22 protein-coding genes and 1 pseudogene are annotated in these 25,112 nt (G+C 64.6%); 7 read left to right on the top strand and 16 right to left on the bottom strand.

What is annotated here, in order from left to right; genetic code table 11:
- Positions 1-3: 3 nt before the first annotated feature.
- The 9 genes from atzF to flgB form a co-directional block, all read right to left on the bottom strand.
- Positions 4-1,389, bottom strand: coding sequence for an allophanate hydrolase (gene atzF, locus IVB32_RS15135; RefSeq protein ID WP_247297214.1), 1,386 nt, complete (start codon positions 1,387-1,389; stop codon positions 4-6).
- A 167-nt stretch (positions 1,390-1,556) separates the two neighbouring features.
- A complete protein-coding gene (locus IVB32_RS15130) occupies positions 1,557-2,549 on the bottom strand; it encodes a Tim44-like domain-containing protein (protein ID WP_085349406.1) in 993 nt (330 codons plus the stop codon).
- A gap of 291 nt (positions 2,550-2,840) precedes the next feature.
- Complete coding sequence (locus IVB32_RS15125; RefSeq protein ID WP_247368189.1) at positions 2,841-5,423, bottom strand: PAS domain-containing protein; 2,583 nt, start codon at positions 5,421-5,423, stop codon at positions 2,841-2,843.
- Positions 5,424-5,577: 154 nt separating this feature from the next.
- Positions 5,578-6,657 carry a flagellar biosynthesis protein FlhB gene (flhB, locus tag IVB32_RS15120; protein WP_027518912.1) on the bottom strand — a complete coding sequence of 360 codons (1,080 nt, stop codon included), beginning with the start codon at positions 6,655-6,657 and terminating at the stop codon, positions 5,578-5,580.
- 11 nt (positions 6,658-6,668) lie between these two features.
- Positions 6,669-7,439 carry a flagellar biosynthetic protein FliR gene (gene fliR / locus IVB32_RS15115; RefSeq protein WP_007612283.1) on the bottom strand — a complete coding sequence of 257 codons (771 nt, stop codon included), beginning with the start codon at positions 7,437-7,439 and terminating at the stop codon, positions 6,669-6,671.
- 17 nt (positions 7,440-7,456) lie between these two features.
- Entirely contained in the window at positions 7,457-7,720 is a 264-nt protein-coding gene (fliQ, locus tag IVB32_RS15110; RefSeq protein ID WP_007612284.1) for a flagellar biosynthesis protein FliQ, read from the bottom strand.
- Between the two features lie 152 nt (positions 7,721-7,872).
- Positions 7,873-8,181 carry a flagellar hook-basal body complex protein FliE gene (gene fliE / locus IVB32_RS15105; RefSeq protein WP_007612285.1) on the bottom strand — a complete coding sequence of 103 codons (309 nt, stop codon included), beginning with the start codon at positions 8,179-8,181 and terminating at the stop codon, positions 7,873-7,875.
- 16 nt (positions 8,182-8,197) lie between these two features.
- The gene (gene flgC / locus IVB32_RS15100) at positions 8,198-8,623 is read right to left on the bottom strand and encodes a flagellar basal body rod protein FlgC (protein ID WP_247361817.1); all 426 of its coding nucleotides are present in this window, start codon (positions 8,621-8,623) and stop codon (positions 8,198-8,200) included.
- Between the two features lie 18 nt (positions 8,624-8,641).
- Positions 8,642-9,046: a flagellar basal body rod protein FlgB gene (flgB, locus tag IVB32_RS15095; protein WP_247361815.1), complete on the bottom strand. Its 405-nt coding sequence runs from the start codon at positions 9,044-9,046 to the stop codon at positions 8,642-8,644.
- Between the two features lie 350 nt (positions 9,047-9,396).
- Here flgB and IVB32_RS15090 point away from each other — a divergent pair, with 350 nt between their 5' ends.
- The 3 genes from IVB32_RS15090 (at position 9,397) to IVB32_RS15080 (ending at position 12,530) form a co-directional block, all read left to right on the top strand.
- Positions 9,397-10,368 (top strand): flagellar biosynthetic protein FliO, encoded by a 972-nt coding sequence (locus IVB32_RS15090; protein WP_247368192.1) that lies wholly within the window; start codon positions 9,397-9,399, stop codon positions 10,366-10,368.
- On the top strand, positions 10,365-11,126 hold the full coding sequence (gene fliP, locus IVB32_RS15085) for a flagellar type III secretion system pore protein FliP (RefSeq protein WP_247410668.1): 762 nt from the start codon (positions 10,365-10,367) through the stop codon (positions 11,124-11,126). Before IVB32_RS15090 ends, fliP begins: the two co-directional genes overlap by 4 nt.
- Before the next feature lie 198 nt (positions 11,127-11,324).
- Entirely contained in the window at positions 11,325-12,530 is a 1,206-nt protein-coding gene (locus IVB32_RS15080) for a multidrug effflux MFS transporter (protein WP_247410667.1), read from the top strand.
- A gap of 277 nt (positions 12,531-12,807) precedes the next feature.
- Here the strand turns inward: IVB32_RS15080 and IVB32_RS15075 are convergent, their stop codons facing one another.
- The 5 genes from IVB32_RS15075 to fliL all read right to left on the bottom strand — a co-directional run bounded on the left by IVB32_RS15075 (position 12,808) and on the right by fliL (position 19,590).
- On the bottom strand, positions 12,808-16,554 hold the full coding sequence (locus IVB32_RS15075) for a tetratricopeptide repeat protein (RefSeq protein WP_247368198.1): 3,747 nt from the start codon (positions 16,552-16,554) through the stop codon (positions 12,808-12,810).
- A gap of 102 nt (positions 16,555-16,656) precedes the next feature.
- The gene (locus IVB32_RS15070; RefSeq protein WP_247368200.1) at positions 16,657-17,415 is read right to left on the bottom strand and encodes a flagellar protein FlbB; all 759 of its coding nucleotides are present in this window, start codon (positions 17,413-17,415) and stop codon (positions 16,657-16,659) included.
- Positions 17,416-17,424: 9 nt separating this feature from the next.
- Positions 17,425-17,871, bottom strand: a complete 447-nt coding sequence (locus IVB32_RS15065; protein WP_026233172.1) for a DUF6468 domain-containing protein — start codon at positions 17,869-17,871, stop codon at positions 17,425-17,427.
- Positions 17,868-19,070, bottom strand: a complete 1,203-nt coding sequence (fliM, locus tag IVB32_RS15060) for a flagellar motor switch protein FliM (protein ID WP_018456420.1) — start codon at positions 19,068-19,070, stop codon at positions 17,868-17,870. The genes IVB32_RS15065 and fliM overlap by 4 nt, the downstream gene beginning before the upstream one ends.
- Positions 19,071-19,089: 19 nt before the next feature.
- Positions 19,090-19,590 (bottom strand): flagellar basal body-associated protein FliL, encoded by a 501-nt coding sequence (gene fliL / locus IVB32_RS15055; protein WP_007602133.1) that lies wholly within the window; start codon positions 19,588-19,590, stop codon positions 19,090-19,092.
- 379 nt (positions 19,591-19,969) lie between these two features.
- Here fliL and flgF point away from each other — a divergent pair, with 379 nt between their 5' ends.
- The 4 genes from flgF to flgH are packed head-to-tail and all read left to right on the top strand — an operon-like array spanning position 19,970 to position 23,457.
- Positions 19,970-20,731 (top strand): flagellar basal-body rod protein FlgF, encoded by a 762-nt coding sequence (gene flgF, locus IVB32_RS15050; RefSeq protein ID WP_085349414.1) that lies wholly within the window; start codon positions 19,970-19,972, stop codon positions 20,729-20,731.
- Positions 20,732-20,747: 16 nt separating this feature from the next.
- A complete protein-coding gene (flgG, locus tag IVB32_RS15045; protein WP_007602131.1) occupies positions 20,748-21,536 on the top strand; it encodes a flagellar basal-body rod protein FlgG in 789 nt (262 codons plus the stop codon).
- 10 nt (positions 21,537-21,546) lie between these two features.
- Positions 21,547-22,686 carry a flagellar basal body P-ring formation chaperone FlgA gene (gene flgA / locus IVB32_RS15040; RefSeq protein WP_247368204.1) on the top strand — a complete coding sequence of 380 codons (1,140 nt, stop codon included), beginning with the start codon at positions 21,547-21,549 and terminating at the stop codon, positions 22,684-22,686.
- Positions 22,687-22,689: 3 nt separating this feature from the next.
- A complete protein-coding gene (gene flgH / locus IVB32_RS15035; protein ID WP_018456424.1) occupies positions 22,690-23,457 on the top strand; it encodes a flagellar basal body L-ring protein FlgH in 768 nt (255 codons plus the stop codon).
- 293 nt (positions 23,458-23,750) lie between these two features.
- Here the strand turns inward: flgH and IVB32_RS15030 are convergent, their stop codons facing one another.
- On the bottom strand, positions 23,751-24,530 hold the full coding sequence (locus tag IVB32_RS15030; RefSeq protein WP_247368205.1) for a fumarylacetoacetate hydrolase family protein: 780 nt from the start codon (positions 24,528-24,530) through the stop codon (positions 23,751-23,753).
- Between the two features lie 520 nt (positions 24,531-25,050).
- Positions 25,051-25,112 (bottom strand): annotated as a pseudogene (locus IVB32_RS15025) (RNA polymerase-binding protein DksA); the annotation flags it as partial.

Genomic DNA, 25,112 nt, shown 5'->3' with positions numbered 1-25,112 from the left:
CCGTTAGCCGGCAGACTTCAATTCGAATGCCGATCCGTCTGCGCCGGCCTCGAACCGCCGTGCGAGTCCGATCAGCGCGCGATCGTGCCAGGCCGGCGCCAGCAGGGTCACGCCCATGGGCATGCCGTTCGGCAATTTCGTATTCGGAACGGCGACGCCGCAGAGATCGAGCAGATTGGCAAAGTACGAGTAGTAGCCCAGACGATTGTTGAGGGTGATCGGATCACGATGCATCTCCTCCAGTGTGAACGGCCGCGGTGCAGTCGGAACCACCAGGGCATCGATGCCGGCAAAGATTGCTTCGGCGTCGCGGCGAAGCCGGTGCAGCCGGTGAATGGCGCCAAACGTGTCGATCGCCGAATACCCGGCGGCTGAGCCCAGCACGGTCCTCGTGACATCAAGCAAGGCGCCGGATTCGACGTCGATGAGCGAAGCGATGGCCGAGTGCCGCTCCGCGACCCAGGGACCGCTGAACATCAACTCCCCGGCCTGGCGGAATGGGGCGAAGTCCACCTCGATCGCCGTTCCTCCGATATGAGCAAGACGTTCGCAGGCACTCTCGTAGAGTTCGCCGCATTCCGACATGCCGAAGCATTCGAGATCTGCTGGCGCAACGCGGCCGAACCGGAATGATGCCGCCGCCCCGTTGGCGGGGAAAAAGGTTCTGGGCAGGCGGCTGTACGGATCTTCGAAATCAAACCCTTCGATGATGTCGAGGATTGCTTCGCCGTCGCTGACGGTATTGCAGAATACCGACACGCAATCGATCGTCGGACAATTCGGCACCAGGCCACGTGATGACACCAGCCCAACGGTGGGCTTGATTCCGACGATGTTGTTGAACCCGGCAGGTATGCGCCCCGAGCCGCCGGTATCGGTGCCGAGCGCAAAGGCGACGTGCCCCGCCGCCACGGCGACCGCGGAGCCGGAACTGGAACCGCCCGCAACATAGCGCGCATCGGCAACCGACGCGCAGGGGCCATGGGGCGAGCGCACGCCGGACAGGCCTGTGGCGAACTGATCGAGATTGGTCTTTCCGAGGCAAATTGCGCCGGCTGCGGTGAGGCGTTCGACGCTATGCGCGGAATGCCAGGGCGTATAGCTGAACGCCGGACATGCGGCAGTGGTCGGCATTCCCGCGACGTCGATGTTGTCCTTCACACCAAATGGAATGCCGAGCAGCGGAAGATTTTCGCCCGTCCGCGCGCGCGCCACCAGCTTATGGCATTCTTCGAGTGCCTCCTGCCGCGGGCGAAGATAGATCCAGCAATTGCGGTCGCGCTCGGCCTCGATCCGGTCATACGCCGTTCCGATCGCCTCCAGCAGCAGGGACGAACTCCTGGCAATGCCTTCGTAGTTTGTCCTGAGGCGCGCGACACACTGGCTCACGGAATATCTCCTCATCCAACCGGCAGGCGCGAAATTGCGGCAGCTCTGCGCGGCCAACAAGCAATTAAGTGCTTCGCCCAAATGGCCGCCTGACCGGAAACGCACCGCTCAAACAAAAAGGGCGCCGTGCCGAAGCACGACGCCCTCGTTTGTCGCTATACGGGCGATCAGTTGGTCTGCTGGATCGCCGACAGTTCCCAGGTGCCGCCCGGACGTCGGGCAAAGGTCCAGACTTCGGTGGCCTCGCCCGGCTGCTCGCTGCCGGCGACAATCGCGCCGGTATTGCGGTCGAGCGTCTTGTCGGTGAGCGCGAAGCGCAGCGCCACCGTCGCGTAATCGGTCTCGCCTTCGCGCCAGGATTCCGCGAGGTCGCCCTGCAACAGCTTCACACCGCTGACCTTGTTGACGACATTGCGCGCGCGGTTCTGGCCGAGGTCCTGCTCGAAATAGGAGACCATTTCCGGCGTCGCGAGCGTGTGCAGCTTGGCCACGTCCTCGTTGGACCAGGCCGACTGGACGTCGCTGAGCAGGCGCTCGAACGCTTCATAGTCGTCCGGCTTGATCTCGAGCGGTGCGTTGTTGGCGCCGAAGCCGAAGCCACCGCCAAGACCACTACGATTGTTCGCCTGCGGTCCCGGACCGGCACCGGCGTCAGCATTGGCATAGGCCGCCTGCGGGGTGTGGCGGCGCTGCCACCAGGACATCGCCAGCCGAACCACGAGCACCACGAGGACGATCTGGATGATCAGGCCGATGATCGACGACAGGCCACCGAGGCCGCCGAACAGGCCACCGCCGAACAGCATGCCGAGCAGGCCCGCGCCGAGGAACCCGGCCGCAAGGCCGCCCATGAAGCCGCCGGCCCGGCCGAACAGACCGCCACGCGCGGGTGCGGCGGCAGCCGAATTCATGCCTGCGCCCGGCTGGGTGTAGGTCCGATTGAACTGCGAGGTCGAGCCCGGCGCGGTCGTGGTCGATGGCGGGGCCGAATAGGTGCGCGAACCGCGCGAACCCGACGACATACCGCCACCGACGCGCGCGTCGGCGGACGAGATCGCCAGCGCAGTCGGCAGCGCAAGCGCCAGCACGACGGCAATCGTCTTGAAGAGACTGCGGGAGCGTTGCGAGAAATTCATGTTGGTTTCCCAGATCCCCGGCATGGGGATGTGCCCCTAAGATGGGCAGCCTTCCGTAAAAAGGAAGCCACTATCGGAACTTATGGCTGCGGCCCTCAGTCGCGGGGATGTGGCAAAAGCCCATATTTGGCGGCGGCTTGGCCGGGTGTGCAAAGGAGCCGCGGTCGCCGGCTACCGGTCGGTTTGGCGACAGCAGTTCAGCTTTTTTCCGTCATTGCGAGCGAAGCGAAGCAATCCAGGCTGTTTCCGCGGAGGCAACTGGATTGCTTCGTCGCTTCGCTCCTCGCAATGACGGAGAATGTGGAGCCCGCGCCCTCACCCCGCCTTCGCCATCGTCTCCTTCACGGCCGCCACGAGCTGGCTAAGTGTGAACGGCTTGGGCAGGAAGTCGAACTGCTGGCCTTCGGGCAGGCTCTTCTCGAACGCGTCCTCGGCGTAGCCGGAAACGAAGATGAACTTGATGTCGGGGTTCTTCTCGCGCATCGCCTTGAGCAATGTCGGGCCGTCCATCTCCGGCATGACGACGTCGGACACGACGAGATCGATTCCGCCGCTCTGCTCTTCCAGCACCTCCAGCGCCTCGACGCCGTTCTCGGCCTCGACCACGGTGTAGCCGCGCGAGCGCAGCCCGCGTGCGTTGAGCGCGCGCAGACCCTCCTCGTCCTCGACCAGGAGGATGGTGCCCTGTCCGGTGAGATCGGTGCGGGGCTTGGCGTCCGCCACGGACCCGGCCTCCTTCGCGGCACCATTGCTGGCGCCAACGACCGGCGCCGGCTGCTCGACCTGCACCTCCGGCTCGGCATGATGGCGCGGCAGGAAGATGTGGAACGAGGTGCCCTGCCCGGGCTCGGAGTCCACGTAAATGAAACCGCCGGTCTGCTTGACGATGCCATAGACGGTGGAGAGCCCGAGGCCGGTGCCCTTGCCGACCTCCTTGGTCGAGAAGAACGGCTCGAAGATCTTGTCGCGGATGTCGGCGGGAATGCCGGTACCGGTGTCGGCGACCTCGATCCGCACATAGTCGGCGGCTGGCATGCCCTTGTAGGCCAGCCTGGCCGCTTCCTCGGTGGTGACGTTTGCGGTGCGGATGATCAGCTTGCCGCCGTCGGGCATGGCGTCGCGCGCGTTGACCGCGAGGTTGACGATGACCTGCTCGAACTGGGAAACGTCGACCTTGACCGGCCAGAGATCTCGGCCGTGGATGGTCTCGTGCTTGACCTTCTCGCCGATCAGCCGGCGCAGCAGCATGGCGAGATCGGAGAGCGCATCGCCGAGGTCGAGCACCTGCGGCCGCAGCGTCTGCCGGCGCGAGAACGCCAGCAACTGCCGCACCAGCGTGGCGGCCCGCGTCGCGTTCTGCTTGATCTGCATGATGTCCTGGAACGACGGGTCGGTCGGCTTGTGCGCGTTCAGCAGGAAGTCGTTCGCCATCATGATGGCGGAGAGCACGTTGTTGAAGTCGTGGGCGATGCCGCCCGCGAGCTGGCCGACGGTCTCCATCTTCTGCGACTGGTTGATCTGGTTCTCCAGCGCGCGCCGCTCGGTGGTCTCGAGCATGTGCACAATGGCGACTTCGGCGTCGTTCTCGGCCGCATCCACCGGCGTGACGAAGAACTGGCCCCAGCGCTCTCTGGTTCCTTCGAGCGCCACTTCGACCGGCGCGACGTCGGCCTGGCCCTCCGCAGCCTGGTTGATGGCCGCGATCAAAAGGTGCCGGTCGCGCGAATTGACCGCGCGGAAGATCGACTTGCTGGCGCTGTCGAGCCCCAGTGCCTGCCCGAGCTTGGCGTAGCGCGCATTGGCGCGCACGACATTGCCGCCACGGTCTACCGTCGCGATCGCCATCGGGGTATGGTCGAAGAAGCGCATGAAGCGCACTTCGGCGGCGCGATCCGGATCGCTGCGCTCGTCGCGGGCACGGCTGATCACCAGCGTACGCGACGGGCCCGGCGCACCGTCGGCGCCGAAGGCGAGCTTGTGATAGAGCCGAACCGGCATGGTCTTGCCGGTACGCATGCGCAGGTCGATGTCGAAGACTTCCGTCTTGACCTCGCCCGGCACCGCCACGATCGCGGTGAGCAGCGAAGCACCGTCGCCGGAGACGATGTCGGTGAGCTTCAGCCCGCCCGAGCCGATCTCGGCGAGGTCGTAGTCGAGCCAGTTCGCCAGCGTCGCATTGACATAAGCGAGCTCGCCGGCCGGATTGACCGAGAAGAAACCGCAAGGCGCGTGATCGAGATATTCGATCGCGTGCTGGAGTTCCTGGAACACGTCCTCCTGGCGCTCGCGGTCGCGGGTGATGTCTGCGATCGACCACACCGCGTATCTCGTCTCGCGCTTGCCGGTGCCGAGGGGCCGCACCCGCATGCGGAGCCAGCGGCCCTGGCTGCCGTCATTGCCGGAGATGCGGACCTCTTCCTGCTGCCGCTTGCCTTCGCGCGCGGCTTTCAACAGGCGGAACACCGCCTCGGAGACGTCGGGGTTGCCGATGAAGACGCGCTCCACGGGGCGCACGTCCTGCGGACCGGCGGCGCCGGTCAGCGTCAGGTAGGCCGCATTGGAATAGACCACATGGCCGCGCGGGTCGGTCACGGCGAGGCCGTCGAAGGCGTGGTCGGCGATGCGCCCCATCACGGGATCGTCGAGATTGCGATCGGCGAAGCGGATGATGCCGGCGGCGAAGGCGAACAGGTTGAACAGGCCGACCATCGCCAGCACGGCGAGGATACCGAGGATATAGGGCTGGGCCTGCGCGCGCCCGAGCGTCATCAACCCGACGGCAACGGCGACGAGGCCGGCGGCCACCAGCAGCACCAGCGCAATGCTGCCCGAGCGCGGCGACGGCTCGTGCGCCGCAACGGGCTCGCGTGTGAGGTCGTGGTCGGTCTCGGCAGTCATCTCAAGCTGGCACAGCCTGTCGGCAGAGAATCAACGCGCTACAGGGCGCGCAGGGTCCTCCCTGCCTGAATCGGACCCGCAGGCGCAAGGGCAGCATGGGCGAAAGGTACGCTGATTCCCAGATTACGGCCATTTCCAGTACTTTTCAGGGGTTTTATTGCCGGCTGGCACCGAATCCGCTCTTCAGACGCATGACGTAGCCGATGACTTCGGCGACCGCATGGTAGTGCTCGGTCGGGATTTCCTCGTCGATCTCGACGGTGGCGTAGAGCGCGCGGGCGAGCGGAACGTTCTCGACGATCGGGATGTCGTGCTCGCGCGCGATCTCCCGGATCTTGAAAGCGAGGTTGTCGACGCCCTTGGCGACGCAGATCGGCGCCGACATGCCACGCTCGTAGGACAGCGCGATCGAATAGTGGGTCGGGTTGGTGATGATCACCGAGGCTTTGGGAACCGCCGCCATCATGCGCTTCTTGGAGCGCTGCTGGCGCAGCTGCCTCAGCTTGCCCTTGATGTGCGGGTCGCCTTCGGACTGCTTGTACTCTTCCTTGATCTCCTGGAGCGACATCTTCTGCCGCTGGAACCAGCTGCGATACTGGAAGAAATAGTCGCCGATGGCGATGATCGCGAGCGCCGCGACCACCGCGGCGAGCAGATGAATGGTCAGGCTGGTGGAGGCGCCGAGCAGGGCGGCCGGATCGAGCCTGACCATCGCCTCCATGCGATGCCGCTCCGGCCACAGGATCACGGTCATGACCGCGCCGAGCACGATCAGCTTGCCGAGACCCTTGAGGAAGTTCGCCGCCGCTTGCTTGCCGAAGATGCGCTTGAGGCCTTCGGCAGGCGACAGCTTGCTGAACTTGGGCTTGAGGGATTCGGCCGACCAGACCAGGCGGTGCTGCAGCACGTTGCCGGCAATTGCCGCCAGCACCAGCATCAGTAGCGGCACGCCCACCGCCGCGAGCACCGCGACTTCGATCTGCTGCATCAGGGCGAGCAGAGCCCTGCCGTCGGTCTTGATCATCCAGGAATTGGCGAGCAGGTTGCGCATCGGCGCCAACAGCCCGCTGCCGACCGATCCCGAGAAGCTCGAGACGACGAGCGTGGCGCCCGCGATCATGAACCAGGTGTTGATCTCCTGGCTCTTGGCGACGTCACCGCGTTCGAGCGCCTCTTCGAGACGTTTTTGCGTCGGGTCTTCTGTTTGACTCTCTGGATCGTTGTCTTCCGCCATCGATCACCCGGTCACTTGAGTGGCATCATCTGGTGCATGACACCGATGAAGTAGTCGAGAAAGGTGCCCATCATCGCCGTGAGCACGACGGCAAGCACCAGGAAGCCGGCGAAGATCGACAGCGGCACGCCGACGAAATAGACCTGCATCTGCGGCATCAGCCGCGCCAGCACGCCGAGTCCGATGTTGAAGACGAGGCCGAACACCAGGAACGGTCCGGAAAGTTGCAAGCCCAGGCGGAACGCGGCGGCAAAGGCGCGCGTCGCCAGTGCGGCGACATCGCCGCTCGACACGGTCTCGCCCGGCGCGAAGATCGTGTAGCTGTCGTTCAGCGCCGCGATCACCAGATGATGGCTGTCGGTGGCGAACAGCAATGTCACCCCCAGTATCGTCAGGAAGTTGCCGACCAGCACGCCCTGCTGTCCCTGAGTCGGATCGACCGAAGTGACGAAGCCGAGCCCCATCTGCTGCGCGATCACGGCACCGGCAACCTGCAGCGCCGACAACGTCACCCGCGCGGTCGCTCCCAGCACGATGCCGATCACGATCTCATGCAGCATCAGGACCAGCAGCGGCGCGATCGAGCCCATGTCGACCTGATAGGCATTGCGATGCAGCGGCAGGATGATCAGCGTGAGCAGCAGCGCGATCGACAATTTGATCCGTGTCGGGATATTGGTCTCGCCCAGGCCCGGCAACAGCATCACCATCGCGCCGACCCGGGCAAAGGCGAGCATGAAGGAGGCGGCAAGCGCCGGCAGCAGCGAGACGTCGATGCGCATGATAGGCGCATAGTGCCTCAGCCGCCGATGATTCGCGACGATATCCGCAGCATGTGGGAATGCAGTGCGTCGGCCATGAACGGCAATGCCAACAGCATCGTGGCAAAGATGGCCAGGATCTTCGGCACATAGATCAGCGTCTGCTCCTGGATCTGCGTCAGCGCCTGGAACAGCGACACGACGACGCCGACAACGAGGCCAACCACCATCAGGGGCGACGACACGATCACGATGGTCCAGATCGCATCACGCGCGACGTCGAGGGTTTCCGGTCCGGTCATTGCACAGTCCTCTATTCAAGTCTCATCCCCACCGCTTGATGAGGACGACACGAACCTCTCCTCGTCATTGCGAGCGAAGCGAAGCAATCCAGACTGCCACCGCGGAAAGATTCTGGATTGCTTCGCTACGCTCGCAATGACGATGGATAAAATCAGATCGGCATCTTCATGATGTCTTCATAGGCCGCGATCACGCGGTCGCGGACCGAGACCAGCGTCGACACGGCGACGTCGGTGTCTGCGACCGCCGTCACCACGTCCATCACGTTGGCCTTGCCGGCGGCCATCGCCACCGTCTGCGCATCGGATTTGCGGCCGGATTCCAGGACGCTGCCGACAGTGTCTTTCAGAAGAGAGGCGAAGGACTGCCCGCTCGGCTCGCTGCCCTTGCCGGCGCCGCTGTTCTCCAGCACGCGAGCGAGGTTTGCATAGGCGTTGGCGGCAATTGTCGGTGTTGCCATGGCTCAAATGTCCTGTTCAGCTCTTGAGGATGTCGAGGGTGCGCTGGATCATCCGGCGCGTCGCGCTGATGATGTTGAGATTGGCCTCGTACGACCGCTGCGCGTCGCGGATGTCGGTCATCTCGACCACCGAGTTCACGTTGGGATATTTGACGTTGCCGGTCGCATCCGCCGCCGGATTGTTCGGCTCGTATTTGGTGCGGAAATTGGACTGGTCGGGCTTGATCCTGCCAAGGGTGACGACCTGCGCGTCGAGTGTACGGTCGAGCGCGGAGGAGAAGGTCGGCACCTTGCGCCGGTAAGGATCGCCGCCGGCGGTCTGCGAGGTCGAATCCGCGTTTGCGATGTTCTCCGAGATCACCCGCATGCGCCCGGCCTGCGCCCGCAGACCGGAGGTCGCGATCGCCATCGAACGGGCAAAGTCGCTGCTGTCATTCGCCATGATGCGCTTCCTCTAGCTCTAGCCTTTGCCGATCGCGGTCTTGAGCAGGTGCAGGCTCTTCGAATAGAGCGAGGTCGCCGCCGCATAGTCCATCTGGTTGCTGGCGGCCTTCATCATCTCCTCTTCGAGATTGACGGCGTTGCCCGCGGGGCGGGTCTCAAAACCCGCATTCTTGTTCTGGTCGAATCCGGAGGCCGCGCCTGACGGCGCCATGTGGGAACCGCTGGTGCGGGTAAGCGTCAAGGGCCCCATCGAACCCGTGACGGCCCCGGCCTTGTCCAGTTTCGGCTCCACCAGGTCGCGCGGCCGGAATTTGGGCGTGTCGGAATTGGAGACGTTCTCGGACAGGACGCGCTGGCGTTCCTGGTGCCATTGCATCTTGGTGCGAAGCGCCGATAGCACCGGAAGATCGTTGATGGACATCGTTGCGGCTCCTTCCGCCTCGCAGGACCCAGGTCCGAAGCTAGGCAGAATTTGCCGCCTGTATGGTTAACAGCCGGTTAAGGAGGTCGCAGGCAGTTGTCCCCCGGCGGGACACCACTGCGCGTGCCCCGTGATTCTACGCCTCCAAAAGCGGCATTAACCCAACCGCTTGGCGGCGCATTCACAGGTCAAGAAGTCGTTTTGGATCGAGCGATTCATGGGTTATTAAGAGTTGGGGACGGCAAAACTTGCCGTGGCACGTTAAGAAATCGCAGTTTGGGGCAACGTAAGCCGGTGGTTGGCGCATCTGACCACGGGCCCGAGAAAAGCGCCATTTGTCGGGGACAAGTATGCAAGGCAGCCCTATCACCTTCATCGTCGCGTTCATCGTCGTTCTGGCGTTGATCGGCGTCGCTGCATGGCTGGTTCGCCGATTCGCCACCAGCCGGCTCGGCGCCAACACCCAGCGCGGCCGGATGCCCCGGCTCGCCGTGATCGATGCCGCCGCGGTCGACGGCCGCCGCCGCCTGGTGCTGGTCCGGCGTGACAATGTCGAGCATCTTCTGATGATCGGCGGCCCCACCGACATCGTCGTCGAACCCAACATCGTGCGCGCAGCCCCCGGCCGCGACCAGCTCCCGCAGCGTCCCAATGCCGCCGAGCCGCCGCGTCTCGCGCCGATGCATGATACCAGCAGCTGGGCCGACGAAGCACCGCGGCCCGAGCTGCTCGATCATCCCGAGCCGCACATGCCCGAGCCGCCACCGCGGCCCGCGCGCCCCTCCTTTGCCGACGAAGTGCGCCGGCCGGCTCCCGCGCTGGCCGAACGCCGCAACGAGCCGCCACTGGCCGGCTTCAACCCCGAGCCGATCGCGCCGCGCCCCGAGCGCGAGCTGCGTCCCGAACCTGTTCCGCCGCGCGTTGCGCGCAACGAACCCCCTCTGATGCCGCGTCCGCCGCGCCAGAGCGAGCCGGTTAAGGCGCCTCCGGTGCGCGCCGAGCGCCCAGCCGCGCCACCTCCGCCTGTGCCGCAGGCTCCGCCCGTTCCGCCGCCGGCGCCCGCTCCGGCGGCCCCATCGAGCGCCGAGCAGAATCTCGCCGAGATGGCGCAGCGGCTCGAAGCTGCGCTGCGCCGCCCCGCCGGCGAGACGCTTGCCCCTCCGGTCGCCCCGGAGCCCCCTGCCGCTCCTCCGCGTGTGGCCCGCAGCGAGCCGCCGGCACCACCGGCGCCTGCCGCAAAGCCGGCTCCGGAAAAGACCAGCTTTGAAAATCTCGAAGACGAGATGGCCTCGTTACTCGGCCGTCCGAAGCCGTCTTCGTGAGGCTGCCGGCCCTCCCGCGTAGAGTTTTTCTTCTTTCTGTCCTGATCGGCGCGGCTTCGCTCGCGATGCCGGCACATGCGCAGGACATCAGCATCAATCTCGGCGGCGGAGGCGCTGGCGGTGGCGGCGTCACCGAGCGCGCGATCCAGCTGATCGCGCTGCTCACGGTGCTGTCGATCGCCCCGTCGATCCTGATCATGATGACGTCGTTCACGCGCATCGTGGTCGTGCTGTCGCTGCTGCGCACCGCAATGGGCACCGCGACCGCCCCGCCGAACTCGGTGATCATCGCGCTAGCGATGTTCCTCACCTTCTTCGTGATGGGACCCGTCCTGCAAAAATCCTACGACGAAGGCATCCGTCCGCTGGTCGCCAATCAGCTCGGCGTCGAGGACGCGCTCCAGCGCGCCTCCGTCCCCCTGCGCGGCTTCATGCAGAAGAACGTCCGCGAGAAGGACCTCAAGCTGTTCCTGGATCTCTCCGGCGAGCCGCCGCCGGCAACCCCCGACGATCTAGGCTTACGCATCCTCGTCCCCGCCTTCATGATCTCGGAGCTGAAGCGCGCCTTCGAGATCGGCTTTCTGCTGTTCCTTCCCTTCCTGATCATCGACCTCGTCGTCGCGTCCGTGCTGATGTCGATGGGCATGATGATGCTGCCGCCGGTAACGATCTCGCTGCCGTTCAAGCTGATCTTCTTCGTGCTGGTCGACGGCTGGTCGCTGGTGGCAGGCAGTCTGGTGCAGAGTTACGGGGGGTAGCGGTCCTGGGCAGCGGTCAGCGACCCCATCCTCTCTAGCCCGATGCTTGTAGGCGTGCACTTGAGCTTACCAGCGCAAGACGGAAGCCTGCCATCGTCAGCGCGTTCGGCGGCTCGTGACATATCGGAAATATGCTCAGGTTGCGCATTCAATGGGTCATTGATATGATGGTCATCATCCCTAGATCCGAAGCGGCTTATGACCAGCAACATCGAAAACCATCTACTCGCTCGGGTCGTGCCGCTTGGTCTTCAGGTCGCCGTTCTTGCTGCGTTGTCTGCGAGTGGCACGTTGGCCACCAACATTCTGTTGCCTTCGCTACCGAGTATCGCCGTCGCGGTGGGCGTCACCAGCGCTCAGGTAACGTCAGCTATCACCATATTCCTCGCCATGTTCGCGGTCGGACAACTCGTTGTCGGTCCGTTATCGGATCGTTTCGGCCGGCGCATACCCGTGATGATCGGGTTTGCTGTATTTTTCGCAGGTAGCATATGGTGCGCGTTAGCCAATGATTTGGCGGCACTATTGATTGGTCGCGTTGTGCAGGCCGGTGGCGCATGTGCCACGTCTGTCCTTTCGCGAGCTATCGCAAGAGATCTTTTCCAGGGCGAAAAGCTAGCGCGCGTGCTCACCTTTGTTATGGTTGCGATGGCAGCGGCGCCTGGATTCTCGCCCCTGGTCGGTGGCGCGCTGGATCATTTTTTTGGCTGGCGTTCAGCATTTGTGTTCGTCGGAATCTTCGCCGTCGTCGCCGCTTCAGCATTTCTTGCGGCTTTCGGAGAAACGCACCACGCGCCACGCGCCGAATTCAATTCCTCGACGATCGCCAAGAATTACTGGTCGCTATCGACTGACCGCCGTTTCCTGGTTCCTGCCGCAACTGTTAGCCTCATCTTAGGTGCGCTGTTTGCAATGTTTTCGGCGTTGCCGCGTGTCTTGATAGAAGGCCTCGACTTCACACCCATGCAACTCGGCCTGTTCTTCGCAGGCACTGTCATGATCGTCTTTAGCGCTGGCATTATCGCTACAAAAATTGTTCCGCACCTTGGTCGCGACCGATCGATTTGCATCGGCCTCGCGCTGGCCTGTGTCGGTGGCGGCATGGTGTTGCTATTCGCGCTTTTCGACGGGCGCTTTTTGCCATTTCTTGTCGGCGCATGCGTATTCCTGCTAGGCATGGGCATGGTCAATCCGCTCTGCAGCGCGCAAGCTCTTTCGCCATTCGGCGATCGCGCCGGTGCTGCCTCGGCCCTGTTGGGTTTCTGGCAGATGTTGGCCGCGGCGCTGGGCGTATCGCTTGCGGCGGTGATCGCAAGGAACCCCATGATCGGGCTTGGTCTTGTGCTAGTGCTTGCCTCGAGCTTGGGCTCGGCAATTTATCAGGTGCGGGTAAAGCTCAATTAAGCCCGTTAACGTCGCTTGCTGGCCTTAGCGGCTTCCCCTGTTTCCACGCCCTACGATCGGTTCAGGGGGCATATGTTTCTTACAAGGGACCTGGAGCCCTCAGCCGACTAGCAAAGGCAAACGGGCCATGTCCGGTCTCAAAGACTGAATGGACAAGGCCTAGGTCCTCGCGGACTGATCGGGTTGATGAGTACGCGGGCGATAGTCTTCGGCCCTGCCCGTCACTCGAGAGCTGGCTCACGGGTACCTGTCGCGAGGCCAAGAAGGAGCGGCGATCCTACCGCGTCATCTTGATCTGGCGCACGACGGGGATCGTGGGCAGCGAGCCGGTGTGATCGGACTCGTCCTTGGCCTGTGGAGAGGCCGGCGCGCGGGCGGTGGCGTCGGGAAAGCGCTGCTTCATCTCGCGCAGGAAGCCGTCGAGCGTGTCGACGCTGGCAGCCAGCTTGGCGATATCGGCAAATTCGGCGCTGGAGGCGCCGGTCGGTTTGCTCGCGATATCGAAGGCGAGCCGATCGGCGCTCTCGCTCATCAGCGGCGCATATTTCTCGCGGAAGCGCGACATGCCGATCGAGTCGTCGGCGAGCGCATAACCGACGGCGGCGCGGATGATGTCGCTTCTCTCTACCGCGTTGAGCGGCTTGAAGTCACGGAAGCGCTCGCCGTAATAGAGCTCGATCTGCTCGGCGGATTCACGCCAGCGCCGCGCCGCCCAGAAGATATCCGAGCGCAGGCGCAGCACCTCGCGGCCTGTAACGTTGGAGACGATATCGAGCGCAAGATCGTGGCGGCCGACGTCGCTCTGTGCACGCGCCTCCAGCAGCAGGCGTTGCTGCCTGAGCTCGCCTGAGAGGTCGCTGATCCGGCTCGCGCGCAACGCCGTGATCGCCATGTCGGGTCTGCGATTGGCGAGATAGATCATGGAGAGGCGCGCGGCGACCTGCGCACGCGCCGCGCCTTCGAGGCGATGGTCGACCTGGTATTGCAGGAGCTCGGCGGCCTGGTCGAGCAGATCGATCGAGGCGAGACGGTCGGCGAGGCGTCGGATCAGTTCGTCGCCGCGGCGGCCGATCGGCGTCAGCTCACGGAACTCGTAGAACATCCCGAGCGATTCGATCGGCGGCAGCTCGTCGCCCTTGGGTCCCAGGAAGAGCTGCGTAAACAGGTCGGAGGCGAGGTCTTGCGCCTGGCGCGAGGCTTCCGCGTTCGGCTGCAGCTTTGTCGCGGTGCGCGCCGCGGTGAGCGCGTCCCGGTAGCGTCCGTTCTCTGCAAACATCTGCGACAGCATCTGCAGCGTCTTGACCTCAATCGAGTCGCCGCGCCAGGTCATCGCGAGCGTTTCGAGCTCGCGCAACGCGTCTTCCTTGCCGATCTCGTCGCGCTTCTGCCGCAGCGCGACCTCGAGCTGCTTGGCCTCGGCCGCAGCCGGCCGATCGGACGAGCCGACGGCGAACTTGTAGTCGTCGAGCGCGTCCTTGTCGTGGCCGAGCGCCTCGGCAAGCCGGCCGCGCAGCACGGCAAAGCCGGGCGCGGCCTCGGGCGAGACGCCGACCACCTCGAGCTCGCTGCGGCGCTTGGAGGCGCCGGCATAGTCCTTCACCTCGAGCGAAGCGCGCATCGCCTCCATCGTCACGATGCGCTGGATGTCGAGCGGTAGCGAGGCGATGGCGAATTCGACGTTCTTGAACTTCTCGCGCGCGTCCGCCCATTTGCCTTGGCGCGCATAGGCGAGCGCTTTCCAGAGCTGGGAATCGTGGCTGTTGCCGATCACGGGGTTGGCGAGGTCCTTCAGGCCCTGCGCCGGCCGACCGATCAGGATGCTCGCGATCGCATGCATCATCAGCGCACCGCTCTCCTCCTTGTTGAGAGGATCGGCGAGCATCAATTCGGTGATGGCCTTCGCCTCGTGATACATCGCGCGCGACATGTAGAATTGCGCGAGGTCGAGCCGCGGCAGGGAACGCATCGCCGGTTCGAGGTTGGCGATCGCCGTGATCAGCTCGTTCTGGCGCACTATGAAATTTTCCGACTGGCCCTTGCGCCAGCCTTCGGGGCTGAAAACCGGCCGCACTGCGGTCGGCGCACGCTCGGCCGAGATGTCGACCGGCGACAGCGTCAGCCCGCCCTTCTTGCCGAGGATGACCTTGTCGGCCCCGACCTCGACGCCGACCTCGTCGGAATTCGGCCGGATCGCGATGCCATGTGCGGATTCCAGCAGCGCGAGATCAACGAGGTCCTGCCGCTTGATGAAGCCGCGCACCGGCCGCTGCGCGGTGATGACATAGAGCGTGTCGCCGGCATCGGGATCAGTGAGCTTGTGCAGGAGCCCCGGATTGGCGAAGGGGATCGCGATGTTGGCAAGCGCCGGGTCGGTGATGTTGCGCGAGATCATCAGCGGCAGCGGCGTCGCCTGGATCTTGTCGGCGAGGGTCAAGAGCCAGTTGGTCTGTTTGCCGAGCTCCTCGCTCGACAGCGAATAGACCAGCGGCCGGGTGAGACGGATGCGCACCGCCTGTCCCTTCTCGAGCGGGACGCGGCCGACCTCGCCGATCATCGCACCGCCCTTGGTACGGATCGCCTCGACGTCGATGGGCTTTGCGGTATCGAACACCAGCCAGACGGTGTCGCCGCGGCGGAACGCCGCCGCAGGCGTTGCGACCTGAAGCGGGAAGGTCACGCGCAGGCCGTCGCTGTCGCGGCGGACATCGACGCTGGCACCAGTCGGCTGCGGCGCGGCGGGCGCCTCCGCCGGCGCGGCCTTGACGGCCTCCTTGACTGGCTCTTTGGCAGCTTCCTTCACGACCTCTTGAGGCGCTTCGACCATGACCGGCTTGGCAGGCACGACCGCGGCTTCCGCCGCAGGAGGCGCAGGCTTCGACATTTCCTTGGGCGCTTCCTTGGGCGCTTGCGCAGCGGGCGCGGCTTCGGATGCAGGAGCCGGCACCGATTTCGGCGCTTCAGCGGGCGGCATGGCGGCGGGCGCTTCCGGCTTCACCTCGGGCTTGGCATCGATCCTGGCTTCGCGCGCGATCGTCTCGGACGTCGGCGGCGCGATCTCGCGATGCGCGTCCTTGGGCTTCTCGGCCGCCGGCTTTTCAGGCGCAGGCGCCGGTCCATGAGCGGCGGGCTTGGCCTGCGCGATCGCAGCTTCCGCCGACGTGGCCATCTTGCCCTTGTCCGGCTGGAAGGAGATGTCGACGACGTAGTTCTTCTCGTCGCGGAACGAATGCACGTCGGAATCGCCGATCAGCGCGATCTCGACACTGGTCTGGTCGATGTCGGCCTTCTGCTTGATCGAGGCGACGTTCGGCGGCGCTGCGACGACCGCGTCCGCCAGATCGAAATTCAGGTTGGCGTTGAAGGCGAGCGTGAGCTTCTGTTCATTGAGCACGGAGGATACGCCGACGCCATCCGGCATCTCGAACACGAAGCGGACGAAGGTCGGCTGCACCGAGGCGCGCACGCGGATCTGCGGGCGCTTCTTGCTCTCCGCCGCGGCGCGCTGGGCGCGCAACGCGCGTTCGGCGACGCGCGCGCGCTCGGCGAGTTCCTTGACGACGTCCATCGGCAGGCCTGGCGGCGGCCCCTTCCAACCCTCCGGCAAGAGGTCGATAAAGGTGCGTTCGCCGGCATTCATGGTGTTGACGGTAACGCGCCGCGCCAGCGACAGGCGGATGGCGCCGCCATCGGGATCGCGGCGGGCGGAGTTGACGTAGTCGGGCGCGCCTTCCGGGACGCGATCGACGGGAACGTCGACCGCCCGGTCGAAACGGATGACGAGAATGGAGCCGGCCGTCGTCACCTCTGACGGAACGTCCTCTCCGAGCTTGATTACGAGCCGGGCAAAGCCGCCGCTGGCCGAGAAAGTCGCCTCGCCCCTGACGGCATCGGCCGCCCGGACAGGCGCCGTGAAGCCGATCAGCAGGCTGGCTGCCAGCAGCGGCGCCGCGCGGACATGACGCGACAGCCTCCGCGCCAGGGCGCGGGCTCGCGACACAAATCCAGCGGCAGCGTCTCGCGCCATTGGCGGCATTACTTCCGGTTCGACGGTCCACGCCGGCATTGCTGCCGGCCCCTGCCCCAGACTGTAGATTTTGGCAATTAAGGACTTCTTAAGTATGAGCCCTCAATTCGGCTTTTGCGTCGGCTTGCCGTCGATCTTGGGCAGCTCGCCGGCCGAGGCGGACTGATCGCCGCCGCCATTGGCCCTGCGGGCCATCTCGACCGTCAGCCGCTCGGCGGCCTCCGGGGACATCAATCCCATGATGTCCGACATTTTTCGCGGCGCGATCTGCGAGGCGATCTCAATCAGCACGCCCATCTCGAGCCGGTCAAAGACCCGCGCGGCGTCCTTGGGCTTCATGCCCTCATACATGGTGACGAGGCCCTTCATGCGCTGGGCTTCGGCGGCCTTCTGCTCGGCCTGCGTCGCGAAGATACGGGTTTCTACCGCCTTCATCTCCTCGACCTTGTTTTCGATGCGCTTCTCGGCGGATTTCAACAGGCTCTCGCGGATGTCGATCTCGCGCTGGCGGGCCTCGATCTCCTGGCGACGCGACTGCAGGCGTTCCAGGATCGCGCGCTCCGAGGCGGAGATCTGCGGCTGGGCTTCCTCCTTGACCGCGGCGCCTTCGGACTTGGTGTCGGGTGCGGCCGGCTTCGGCGCCTCCTTCGGCGCACCATGGGTCGAGCCCGTGATATCGGGATCCTCGCGGCTGGCCGGGAAGTTCAGATTCTCCTGCGCCCACGACTTCTTGGTCTGGCTCGGCTTATAGTCGAAGACATAGCCGCCGTTGATCACAAGACCCGTGACCTTCAGCGTGGCCAGGCCAGCGACGGCAACCAGCACGATCGGAATGACGCGGATGTTGCGAAAAGACTTCATACCCTGACTTTATGCCGCAAGACCGTTGGATCGTCGGCGCTCGGAGAAGGCTTCGGCCGCAGCCGCCACCGCCTTCGCCGATGAAGGCTTGGCTGCGGGCGCGGCGACCGTTTCCGGGTTCGTCACGGGGCGCGCAGCGATTGCGATCTTGGACAGGCGCCGCACCACGTTGTCGGCTTCGCCGAGCTGCTTGTAGAGCTGCTCGGACATCTGGGTCGCCGCCGCAAGCTGGCTGCCGAGGTTCTCGTTGACGTCGCGCACGGCGAGCTTCAGCCCGCCGATCGCGCGCTCGGCGATCTCGGTTGCGGTGATCAGCTCGCCGATGACCGCCTTCAGCGAATGCTCGTCCGCCTTCAGCCGCGTCAGTCGCTTGTTGAGCGTGACGCAGTAGACGATGGTCAGCATCAGCAGGATAGCCACCAGCGTCTCGATCGCCATTCCCAGGGAGTGGTTCATGGGGCCTCCATCATCTTGTTCTGCTCGTCGACCTTTTCGAACATCGCAAGTGTCGTACTTGGCTTGCGCAAGGGTTTCGTCACCCGTATCGCGACGCGGTCGCCGACCCGGCCCATGCGTCCTTCGGTGATGGTGACGTCGCCGCAGCGAACGGTGACGCTGGCATCCGCGCGCATGTCCAGCGGCAGCGTGTCCCCGACCTTCAGCCGCATCAGTTGCTTGAGCGGAATGTCGGCTTCGTAGAGCACGGCGTCGACGGAGATCTCGGCCTGGACGATCTCGGTGGCGAAGTGGCCTTCCCAGATCTGGTCGCGGCCGAACTTTTCGCCCATGAACATCTGGAGCAGGACGCCCCGGATCGGCTCGATGGTCGCGTAAGGCAGCAACAGCTCGATGTTGCCGCCGCGATCTTCCATGTCGATGCGCAGCCGCACCAGGATCGCTGCGTTGGCAGGACGGCTGATCGCGGCGAAACGCGGGTTGGTCTCGAGCCGGTCGATGGTGAAGGTCACCGGCGACAGCGGCCGGAACGCCTGTTCGGCATCGGCCATGACGACTTCGACCAGCCGCTTGACCAACTCTGTCTCGATCGTGGTGTAGGGCCGGCCCTCGATGCGCAGCTGGCTCGAGCCGCGGCGGCCGCCGAGCAGCACGTCGATCATCGAGTAGATCAGGCTGGAATCGACCACGGCCATGCCGAAATTGTCCCACTCTTCGGCCTTGAAGACGGTGAGGACGGCGGGCAGCGGGATCGAGTTCATATAGTCGCCGAAGCGCACCGAGGTGATGCGGTCGAGCGAGACTTCGACGTTGTCGGAGGTGAAATTGCGTAAGGAGGTCGTCAGCAATCGCACCAGGCGGTCGAAGACGATTTCGAGCATCGGCAGACGCTCGTAGGAGACCATTGCCGAATCGATGATGGCGCGAATGCCGGAATGATCGTCGAGCGTGACGTCGCCGACCGCGAAGCCGAGGAGGTTGTCGATCTCCTCCTGCGACAGCACGCGTTCGCCGGAATTCTTGCCGGCGCCGAGATCGCGGCTGCCATCCTCGACCATGGCCGCCCATTGCAGGGCCATGGTCTCGGATAGTTCGTTTTCGGCAGCAGCCTTCGCGGCCTCAGCGGGATCCTCGGAATCGAGCGAGGCCTCCCATTGGGCGGCAATTGCATCCTGGTCTGGTTGGTCGGTGCCTGCCATGATCCCTAGCCCGTCATGCTCACTGGATCACGACTTCCTTGAACAGCACCGCGCTGACCTGGACCGGAGCCACCGCCGCATTGACGCGCTTGGTCAGCTCTTCCTTGAGGCGGAAGATGCCGGCGGAACCGTTGAGGTCGGAGGAGCGCAGCTCGCGCGCATAGGTCTGGAAGATGTCGGTGATGCGCGGCATCGTCGGCTTGATCGCCTCGACCTGCTTCTCTTCCTTCAGCTCCAGCACGATCTTGAGCTTCAGATATTGCACGCGCTCGCCCGGCGCGCCGGCGAGGTTGACCATGATGTCGGGAACCTCGACGAAAGCCGGCGGCTTCGGCGGAGGCGCCGCCTCGGCGTGATGCTCGTCGTCGCCGTGACGGAAAAAGAAGAACCACGTCGCGGCGCCGCCGCCGAGAACGGCGAGCAGGCCCACCACCATGATCATCAGCTTGAACTTGTTCTTGGGCGGAGCGGCTTCCGCGCCCTCAGCGGCTCCGCCGCCTTCCGCTTCATTCTCTGCCATGATCGCCGCGCTCGCTCATCTCTCAAAAGGGTCGAAAGAGCGAAGCTCCTGGCAGACAGTGACGCGATACAAATGCCCCAGCGCAGTGCTCCTCTTACGCGCAAACGCTACGGTAATAATGGTTAACGGAACCTTTCGATTGGGCCTTCACTAGGAAAAATCTGCCGGGCAAACATGGCTAACAGACCCTTTCTGCCGCCTCCCCGCATCCTCGAAAAACAGACAAGGTATTGAAAGTACATAATTTTCCCGCCTGGCACGAGTTTCGCTGAGAAAGGACCGAGACCCAAGGTTTGGGAGAACCCGAGGTCTCGTTCACGGGATCGGCCAATGCGCTTGGGAGAGCGAGCTGGCAGATCTCACTCAGGGGAGATTTCCGATGCAGAACGCGCTTCTGATCGGCTTGTCACGACAGATGACGTTGGAACGGCAGATGGATGTCATCGCCAACAACGTCGCCAACGCCAACACCAACGGCTTCAAGGCCGATCATTCGCTGTTCGAGGAGTACCTCAACTCGAACGCGCGTGAGGACAATTTCGTCGGCTCCGACCGCCGGGTCTCCTATGTGCAGGACCGCGGCACCTTCCGCGACGTCGGCCAGGGGCCGATGGAGCCGACCAAGAATCCGCTCGACATGGCGATCAGCGGCAATGCCTATTTCGCGGTTCAGGCCAATGGCGCCGAGCGCTACACCCGGGACGGAAAATTCTCGCTCAACAGCACCGGCCAGCTCGTCACCTCCGACGGCAACCTCGTGCTGGGCACCAGCGGCCCGATCACCTTCCAGCCGACCGACCACGACATCAACGTCGCGCCGGACGGCACCGTCACGGTGCTCGAGGGCACGGCCAAAAACGATTCGATCCGCGGCAAGATCCGCATGGCCTCGTTCGACGATCCGGCCAAGCTGACCAAGCTGGGCGCCAACCTTTATGACATCGGCTCCGCGGTCCCGCAGGCTGACACCAAGTCGACCGTGCAGCAGGGCTATGTCGAGAAGTCGAACGTGAACTCGGTCGGTGAGATGAGCCGCATGGTCGAAGTCATGCGCAGCTACACCGCCATCGCCAACCTGCTCCAGCAGCAGAGTGACATGCACAAGTCGGCGATCGAGAAGCTCGCCGACGTTCCGGCCTGATTGAGGGAGAACTGACATGCAGGCGCTTCACACCGCAGCAACCGGAATGGCGGCACAGGAACTCAACGTTCAGGTGATCTCCAACAACATCGCCAACCTGCGCACCACCGGCTTCAAGAAGCAGACCGCGGCGTTCCAGGATCTGATTTACGAACACGTCCGCCGGGTCGGCGCCCAGTCGTCCGACCAGGGCACCATCCTGCCGGTCGGCGTCGACATCGGCGGCGGCGTCAAGACCGTCGGCACGCCGCGCAGCATGACCCAGGGCACGCTGTCGCAGACCGGCAACGACCTCGACATGGCCATCACGGGCGAAGGTTTCTTCAAGATCCTGATGCCCGACGGCAGCTACCAGTACACCCGCGACGGCACCTTCCAGATGGACAATCAGGGGCGCATCGTCACGGCGCAGGGCAACCCGGTGCAACCGACGATTACGATCCCGAACAACGCCTCGGGCCTCACCATCAACGTGCAGGGCCAGGTCTCGGTGACGCTGCCGGGTTCGTCGACCTCGGCCGTCCAGGGCCAGATCGGCCTGACCCGATTTATCAACAAAGCGGGCCTCCAGCCGGTCGGCAACAATCAGTTCACCGAGACGCCCTCCTCCGGCCCGCCGCAGGACGGTACCGCGAGCTCCGAGGGTTTCGGCAACATCACCCAGAGCAGCCTCGAGCAGGCCAATGTCGACGTCGTCTCGGAGATGAGCGACCTGATCGCCGCCCAGCGCGCCTACGAGATGAACGCCAAGGTGATCAGCGCCGCCGACCAGATGATGCAGTCGACCACGGCGTTGTTCCGCTGAGGTGATGACGATGATCCGCACCACCCTCGCCACGATCTCCGCTCTCCTCGTGCTGGCGCTGCCCGCACGGGCCGCCGACGACTTCATCGCGACGCCGACGCTGCGCGCGAGCATCACCGTGACCTCGGACGTGGTGCGGGTCGGCGATCTCATCGACAATGCCGGCTCGGCCGCGCTAATCCCGGTCTACCGCTCGCCCGATCTCGGCACCACCGGCGCGCTGCCGGTCGCCCACGTGCTGGCGGTGTTGCGCGCAAAGCAGGTGATCGGCGTGATGACCGGCGACATCAAGGAGGTCCAGGTCACCCGTCTCGCCCGCACGCTCGTGAACAAGGACCTCGAGACCGCGGTCGCCTCGGCGCTCGAGCGCCGCTTTGGACTTGGCGATGCCGCCAACATCACCGTCACGTTCGACCGCGGCATTGCCGACATGCGGCTGGATGCCTCCAACACCGGCGTGCTGCAGCCGGTGGCAACCCGCTACGACGCCCGCAGCGGCCGTTTCGACATCGCCTTCGAGATCAACAACGACAACAATCCGGCACCGACCAAGCTGCGTTTCACCGGCACCGCGATCGAAACGGTGGAAGTGGCCGTGCTGACGCGCGACATCGACCGCGTCGATCTCCTGAAGGCGTCCGATGTCGCCATGGAGCGGCGGCCGAAGGCCGAGGTCACCGGTGAGGCCGCCTCGCGCGATCGCACGCTCGGCATGCAGCTCCGCCGGCCGATGCGGGCGGGGACGCCGATCCGCGTCGCCGACATCGTCAAGCCCGACTTCGTGCAGCGCGACCAGAACGTCACCGTCATCTACCAGGTTCCCGGAATTTATCTCACCACGCGCGGCAAGGCGATCGAGAGCGGCGCCGAGGGCGATACCATCAGCGTGCTCAACCTGCAGACCAAGCGCACGCTGAGCGGCGTCGTCACCGGCCGCGGCCAGGTGACGGTCCAGGGCGCCAGCCAGGCCGCGCCGATGCCGGCCGCGGTAGAACAGACCTCCTCGCTCAAGCGCGACGAGGCGCCCGCCCCCGTCGATACCGCAGCCCTCGTCCGGAACCTGGTCCAAGCCCCGGCATCCCCGGCCCAGATCGCACAAGCCCAGATCCCGCAAGTTCGCGTCTCGCAAACTCCAGCCAAGTCAGAGTAAGTCATGTCCACGTTCAGTTCGGCTTTTCGTCCCCGTCGCATCGCGATCTCTGCCCTGCTGCTGGCGACGTGCGCGCTGGCGAGCGGCTGCTCCTCGATCGACCGTCTGTCGCAGATCGGCGAGCAGCCGAAATTGTCGGCGATCGACAATCCGACGACGCAGCCCGGTTACAAGCCGGTGCAGATGCCGATGCCGAAGCCCGAGGTCGCCTCCTACAATCCGAACTCGCTGTGGCGCAGCGGCAGCCGGGCCTTCTTCAAGGACCAGCGTGCCCATCAGGTCGGCGACATCCTGACGGTGGCCGTGAACATCACCGACAAGGCCAATATCGAAAACGACACCCAGCGCAGCCGCACCAACAAGGAAGATTCCGGGATCACCGACTTCATCGGCGCCAAGACATTGGGGGCCCAAGCGCAGAAGGTGTTGCCCGGCCGCATCCTCACCGCCGACTCGACCGCGTCCAGCGAGGGCAAAGGAAGCGTGGACCGCAAGGAAGCGTTGCAGACCAACGTCGCGGCGGTCGTCACCCAGGTCCTGCCGAACGGCAACCTCGTGGTCGAGGGCAAGCAGGAGATCCGCGTCAACTACGAAATCCGCGAGCTCATCGTCGCCGGCATCGTCCGTCCCGAAGACATCCAGAGCGACAACACCATCGATTCCACCAAGATCGCGCAGGCCCGCATCGCCTACGGCGGCCGCGGCCAGATCATGGACGTGCAGCAACCGCGCTACGGCCAGCAAGTCATGGACGTGCTGCTGCCCTTCTAGCTTCTCCCGAGCTCCCACATCGTGTTCGCGAACCTAGGCGCGGACGACGATGTACGACGCGGCCCTCGCTAGCTCCCCTGGCGAGGGCCGCATGTATTTTGGCGATGGCTGCATACAGCGCTCAGCGACGCGCGATTGTAGCGACGCCGCTATCCCCTCTCCGCCCCCCTCGACTGTCATCACCCGCGAAGGCGGGCGATCCAGTATTTCGAGACGTCAGCGATGAACCGAGAAGCCGCGGCGTACTGGATTCCCCGCCTTCGCGGGGAATGACAACGCGGTGCCCGCAGAGCCTACGTAAACTCCGCCTCCACCACGCCCAGCCCGTCCAGCTCCATCCGCACCTTGTCGCCGGCCTTCAGCCACAGCGTCTTGACCAGACTCCCCGTCAGGACGAGCTGTCCCGCGTGAAGACCCTTGCCCTCGGCGGCGAGATGGTTGGCGAGCCAGGCGAGTGCGTTGTGGGGATGGCCGAGCACGTCGGCGCCGGTGCCGTGGCTGACCTCTTCGCCGTTGACGATAGCGCGGCCTTTGACGGCCTTCAGGTCCGGCACCGACGAGCGCGGCACGATCTCGCCCAACACGCAGCCGGCGGCGAAGAAATCGTCGGCGATCAACGTCGGCGCGCCCATCGTTTCCCACTTCACATAGCGGTCGTCGACGATCTCGATCGCGGGATGATAGGCCTCGACGGCTTCGCCGACCCATTCGGCCGTGAACGGCGCCTCGCCGGCGGCGAGATTGCGCTTCAGCCGCACCGCGATCTCGCATTCGACGCCGACGCGGACATAGTCGGCAGCCGCGAGCTGCACGCCGCTGTCGTGCACGCCTTTCTGGAACACGCCGCCGCCGCATGGGTGTGGAATCCCGATGTAATCCTGCATCACCTGGCTGGTGCAGCCGATCTTGTAACCGACCAGCGGGCCGGCATGCGGCAGCAGCAGATCGTGCAGCGCCCGCTGGACCTGATAGCCCTCGGCTTCATCGGTCGGAGGAACTTCGAGCGCCGCTAGCGGCGCATGGTTGCGGCGCGCCAGCGCGATCGCCTTTGCGGCTGCGAGAATTCTGTCCATCGGCGCCGGCTCCTACACACCACAATCGAGGGCGGCACTTCAGCATCCCCGCCGGGGCGTGACAAGCGCAGGGCGCCGCGCGGCAGCACGTCATGCCAGCCCAGGCTGGATGAGATGCGGACGCTGATCGTCCACATCATGGCAAGCCTCACGGGCGGCGCCGGCGTTTAAGGAAATATTGAGCTGGTCCGGGCTTTATGGGGATGCACGCCTTGTAGCGTCGCAACAGGCCTGATTGCAGCAATGTATGAAGCTGCTGGATCAGCGCCTCAGCATTCGAGTCGATGTCCTTGATGCGACTCGCAAAACCTCTCGCACCTGAAGTGAAGGCTGTTTCTCATCCGAACTCACGTGAGTTCGGAGGAGTTGAGTCTAGCCCATTGATCGCGATTCACTTTTCGCGATTGCGCCCGCGCGCCGAAACGCGCGGTTGCAAGCGACAGGCAAAATGCTGATCACGGCGCGAAAAGGCGCACCTTGCGTTCAAAAAACAAAGAGCCGCATCGCTGCGGCTCGGACTCTATTCGTCGCGATAGACCTTCTCGCGTTTCTCGTGGCGCTCCTGCGCCTCCACCGAAAGCG

Source organism: Bradyrhizobium sp. 23 (assembly GCF_023073295.1).
GTDB classification, from domain to species: Bacteria; Pseudomonadota; Alphaproteobacteria; order Rhizobiales; family Xanthobacteraceae; genus Bradyrhizobium; species Bradyrhizobium canariense_D.
The sequence above is the reverse complement of the archived record's forward strand: the minus strand, read 5'-3'. Positions and strand labels throughout refer to the sequence as shown.

Bases quoted from the DNA above. Each gene is read 5' to 3' on its own strand.
- flgH (WP_018456424.1), top strand. From the start codon at position 22,690: ATGTCCACGTTCAGTTCGGCTTTTCGTCCCCGTCGCATCGCGATCTCT.
- IVB32_RS15080 (WP_247410667.1), top strand. From the start codon at position 11,325: ATGACCAGCAACATCGAAAACCATCTACTCGCTCGGGTCGTGCCGCTT.
- IVB32_RS15075 (WP_247368198.1), bottom strand. From the start codon at position 16,554: ATGGCGCGAGACGCTGCCGCTGGATTTGTGTCGCGAGCCCGCGCCCTG.
- flgC (WP_247361817.1), bottom strand. From the start codon at position 8,623: ATGGCGAATGACAGCAGCGACTTTGCCCGTTCGATGGCGATCGCGACC.
- fliM (WP_018456420.1), bottom strand. From the start codon at position 19,070: ATGGCAGGCACCGACCAACCAGACCAGGATGCAATTGCCGCCCAATGG.
- flhB (WP_027518912.1), bottom strand. From the start codon at position 6,657: ATGGCGGAAGACAACGATCCAGAGAGTCAAACAGAAGACCCGACGCAA.
- fliQ (WP_007612284.1), bottom strand. From the start codon at position 7,720: ATGACCGGACCGGAAACCCTCGACGTCGCGCGTGATGCGATCTGGACC.
- flgB (WP_247361815.1), bottom strand. From the start codon at position 9,046: ATGTCCATCAACGATCTTCCGGTGCTATCGGCGCTTCGCACCAAGATG.
- flgG (WP_007602131.1), top strand. From the start codon at position 20,748: ATGCAGGCGCTTCACACCGCAGCAACCGGAATGGCGGCACAGGAACTC.
- IVB32_RS15125 (WP_247368189.1), bottom strand. From the start codon at position 5,423: ATGACTGCCGAGACCGACCACGACCTCACACGCGAGCCCGTTGCGGCG.
- IVB32_RS15070 (WP_247368200.1), bottom strand. From the start codon at position 17,415: ATGAAGTCTTTTCGCAACATCCGCGTCATTCCGATCGTGCTGGTTGCC.
- flgF (WP_085349414.1), top strand. From the start codon at position 19,970: ATGCAGAACGCGCTTCTGATCGGCTTGTCACGACAGATGACGTTGGAA.
- fliL (WP_007602133.1), bottom strand. From the start codon at position 19,590: ATGGCAGAGAATGAAGCGGAAGGCGGCGGAGCCGCTGAGGGCGCGGAA.
- IVB32_RS15090 (WP_247368192.1), top strand. From the start codon at position 9,397: ATGCAAGGCAGCCCTATCACCTTCATCGTCGCGTTCATCGTCGTTCTG.
- IVB32_RS15065 (WP_026233172.1), bottom strand. From the start codon at position 17,871: ATGAACCACTCCCTGGGAATGGCGATCGAGACGCTGGTGGCTATCCTG.
- IVB32_RS15130 (WP_085349406.1), bottom strand. From the start codon at position 2,549: ATGCCGGGGATCTGGGAAACCAACATGAATTTCTCGCAACGCTCCCGC.
- flgA (WP_247368204.1), top strand. From the start codon at position 21,547: ATGATCCGCACCACCCTCGCCACGATCTCCGCTCTCCTCGTGCTGGCG.
- fliR (WP_007612283.1), bottom strand. From the start codon at position 7,439: ATGCGCATCGACGTCTCGCTGCTGCCGGCGCTTGCCGCCTCCTTCATG.
- fliE (WP_007612285.1), bottom strand. From the start codon at position 8,181: ATGGCAACACCGACAATTGCCGCCAACGCCTATGCAAACCTCGCTCGC.
- IVB32_RS15030 (WP_247368205.1), bottom strand. From the start codon at position 24,530: ATGGACAGAATTCTCGCAGCCGCAAAGGCGATCGCGCTGGCGCGCCGC.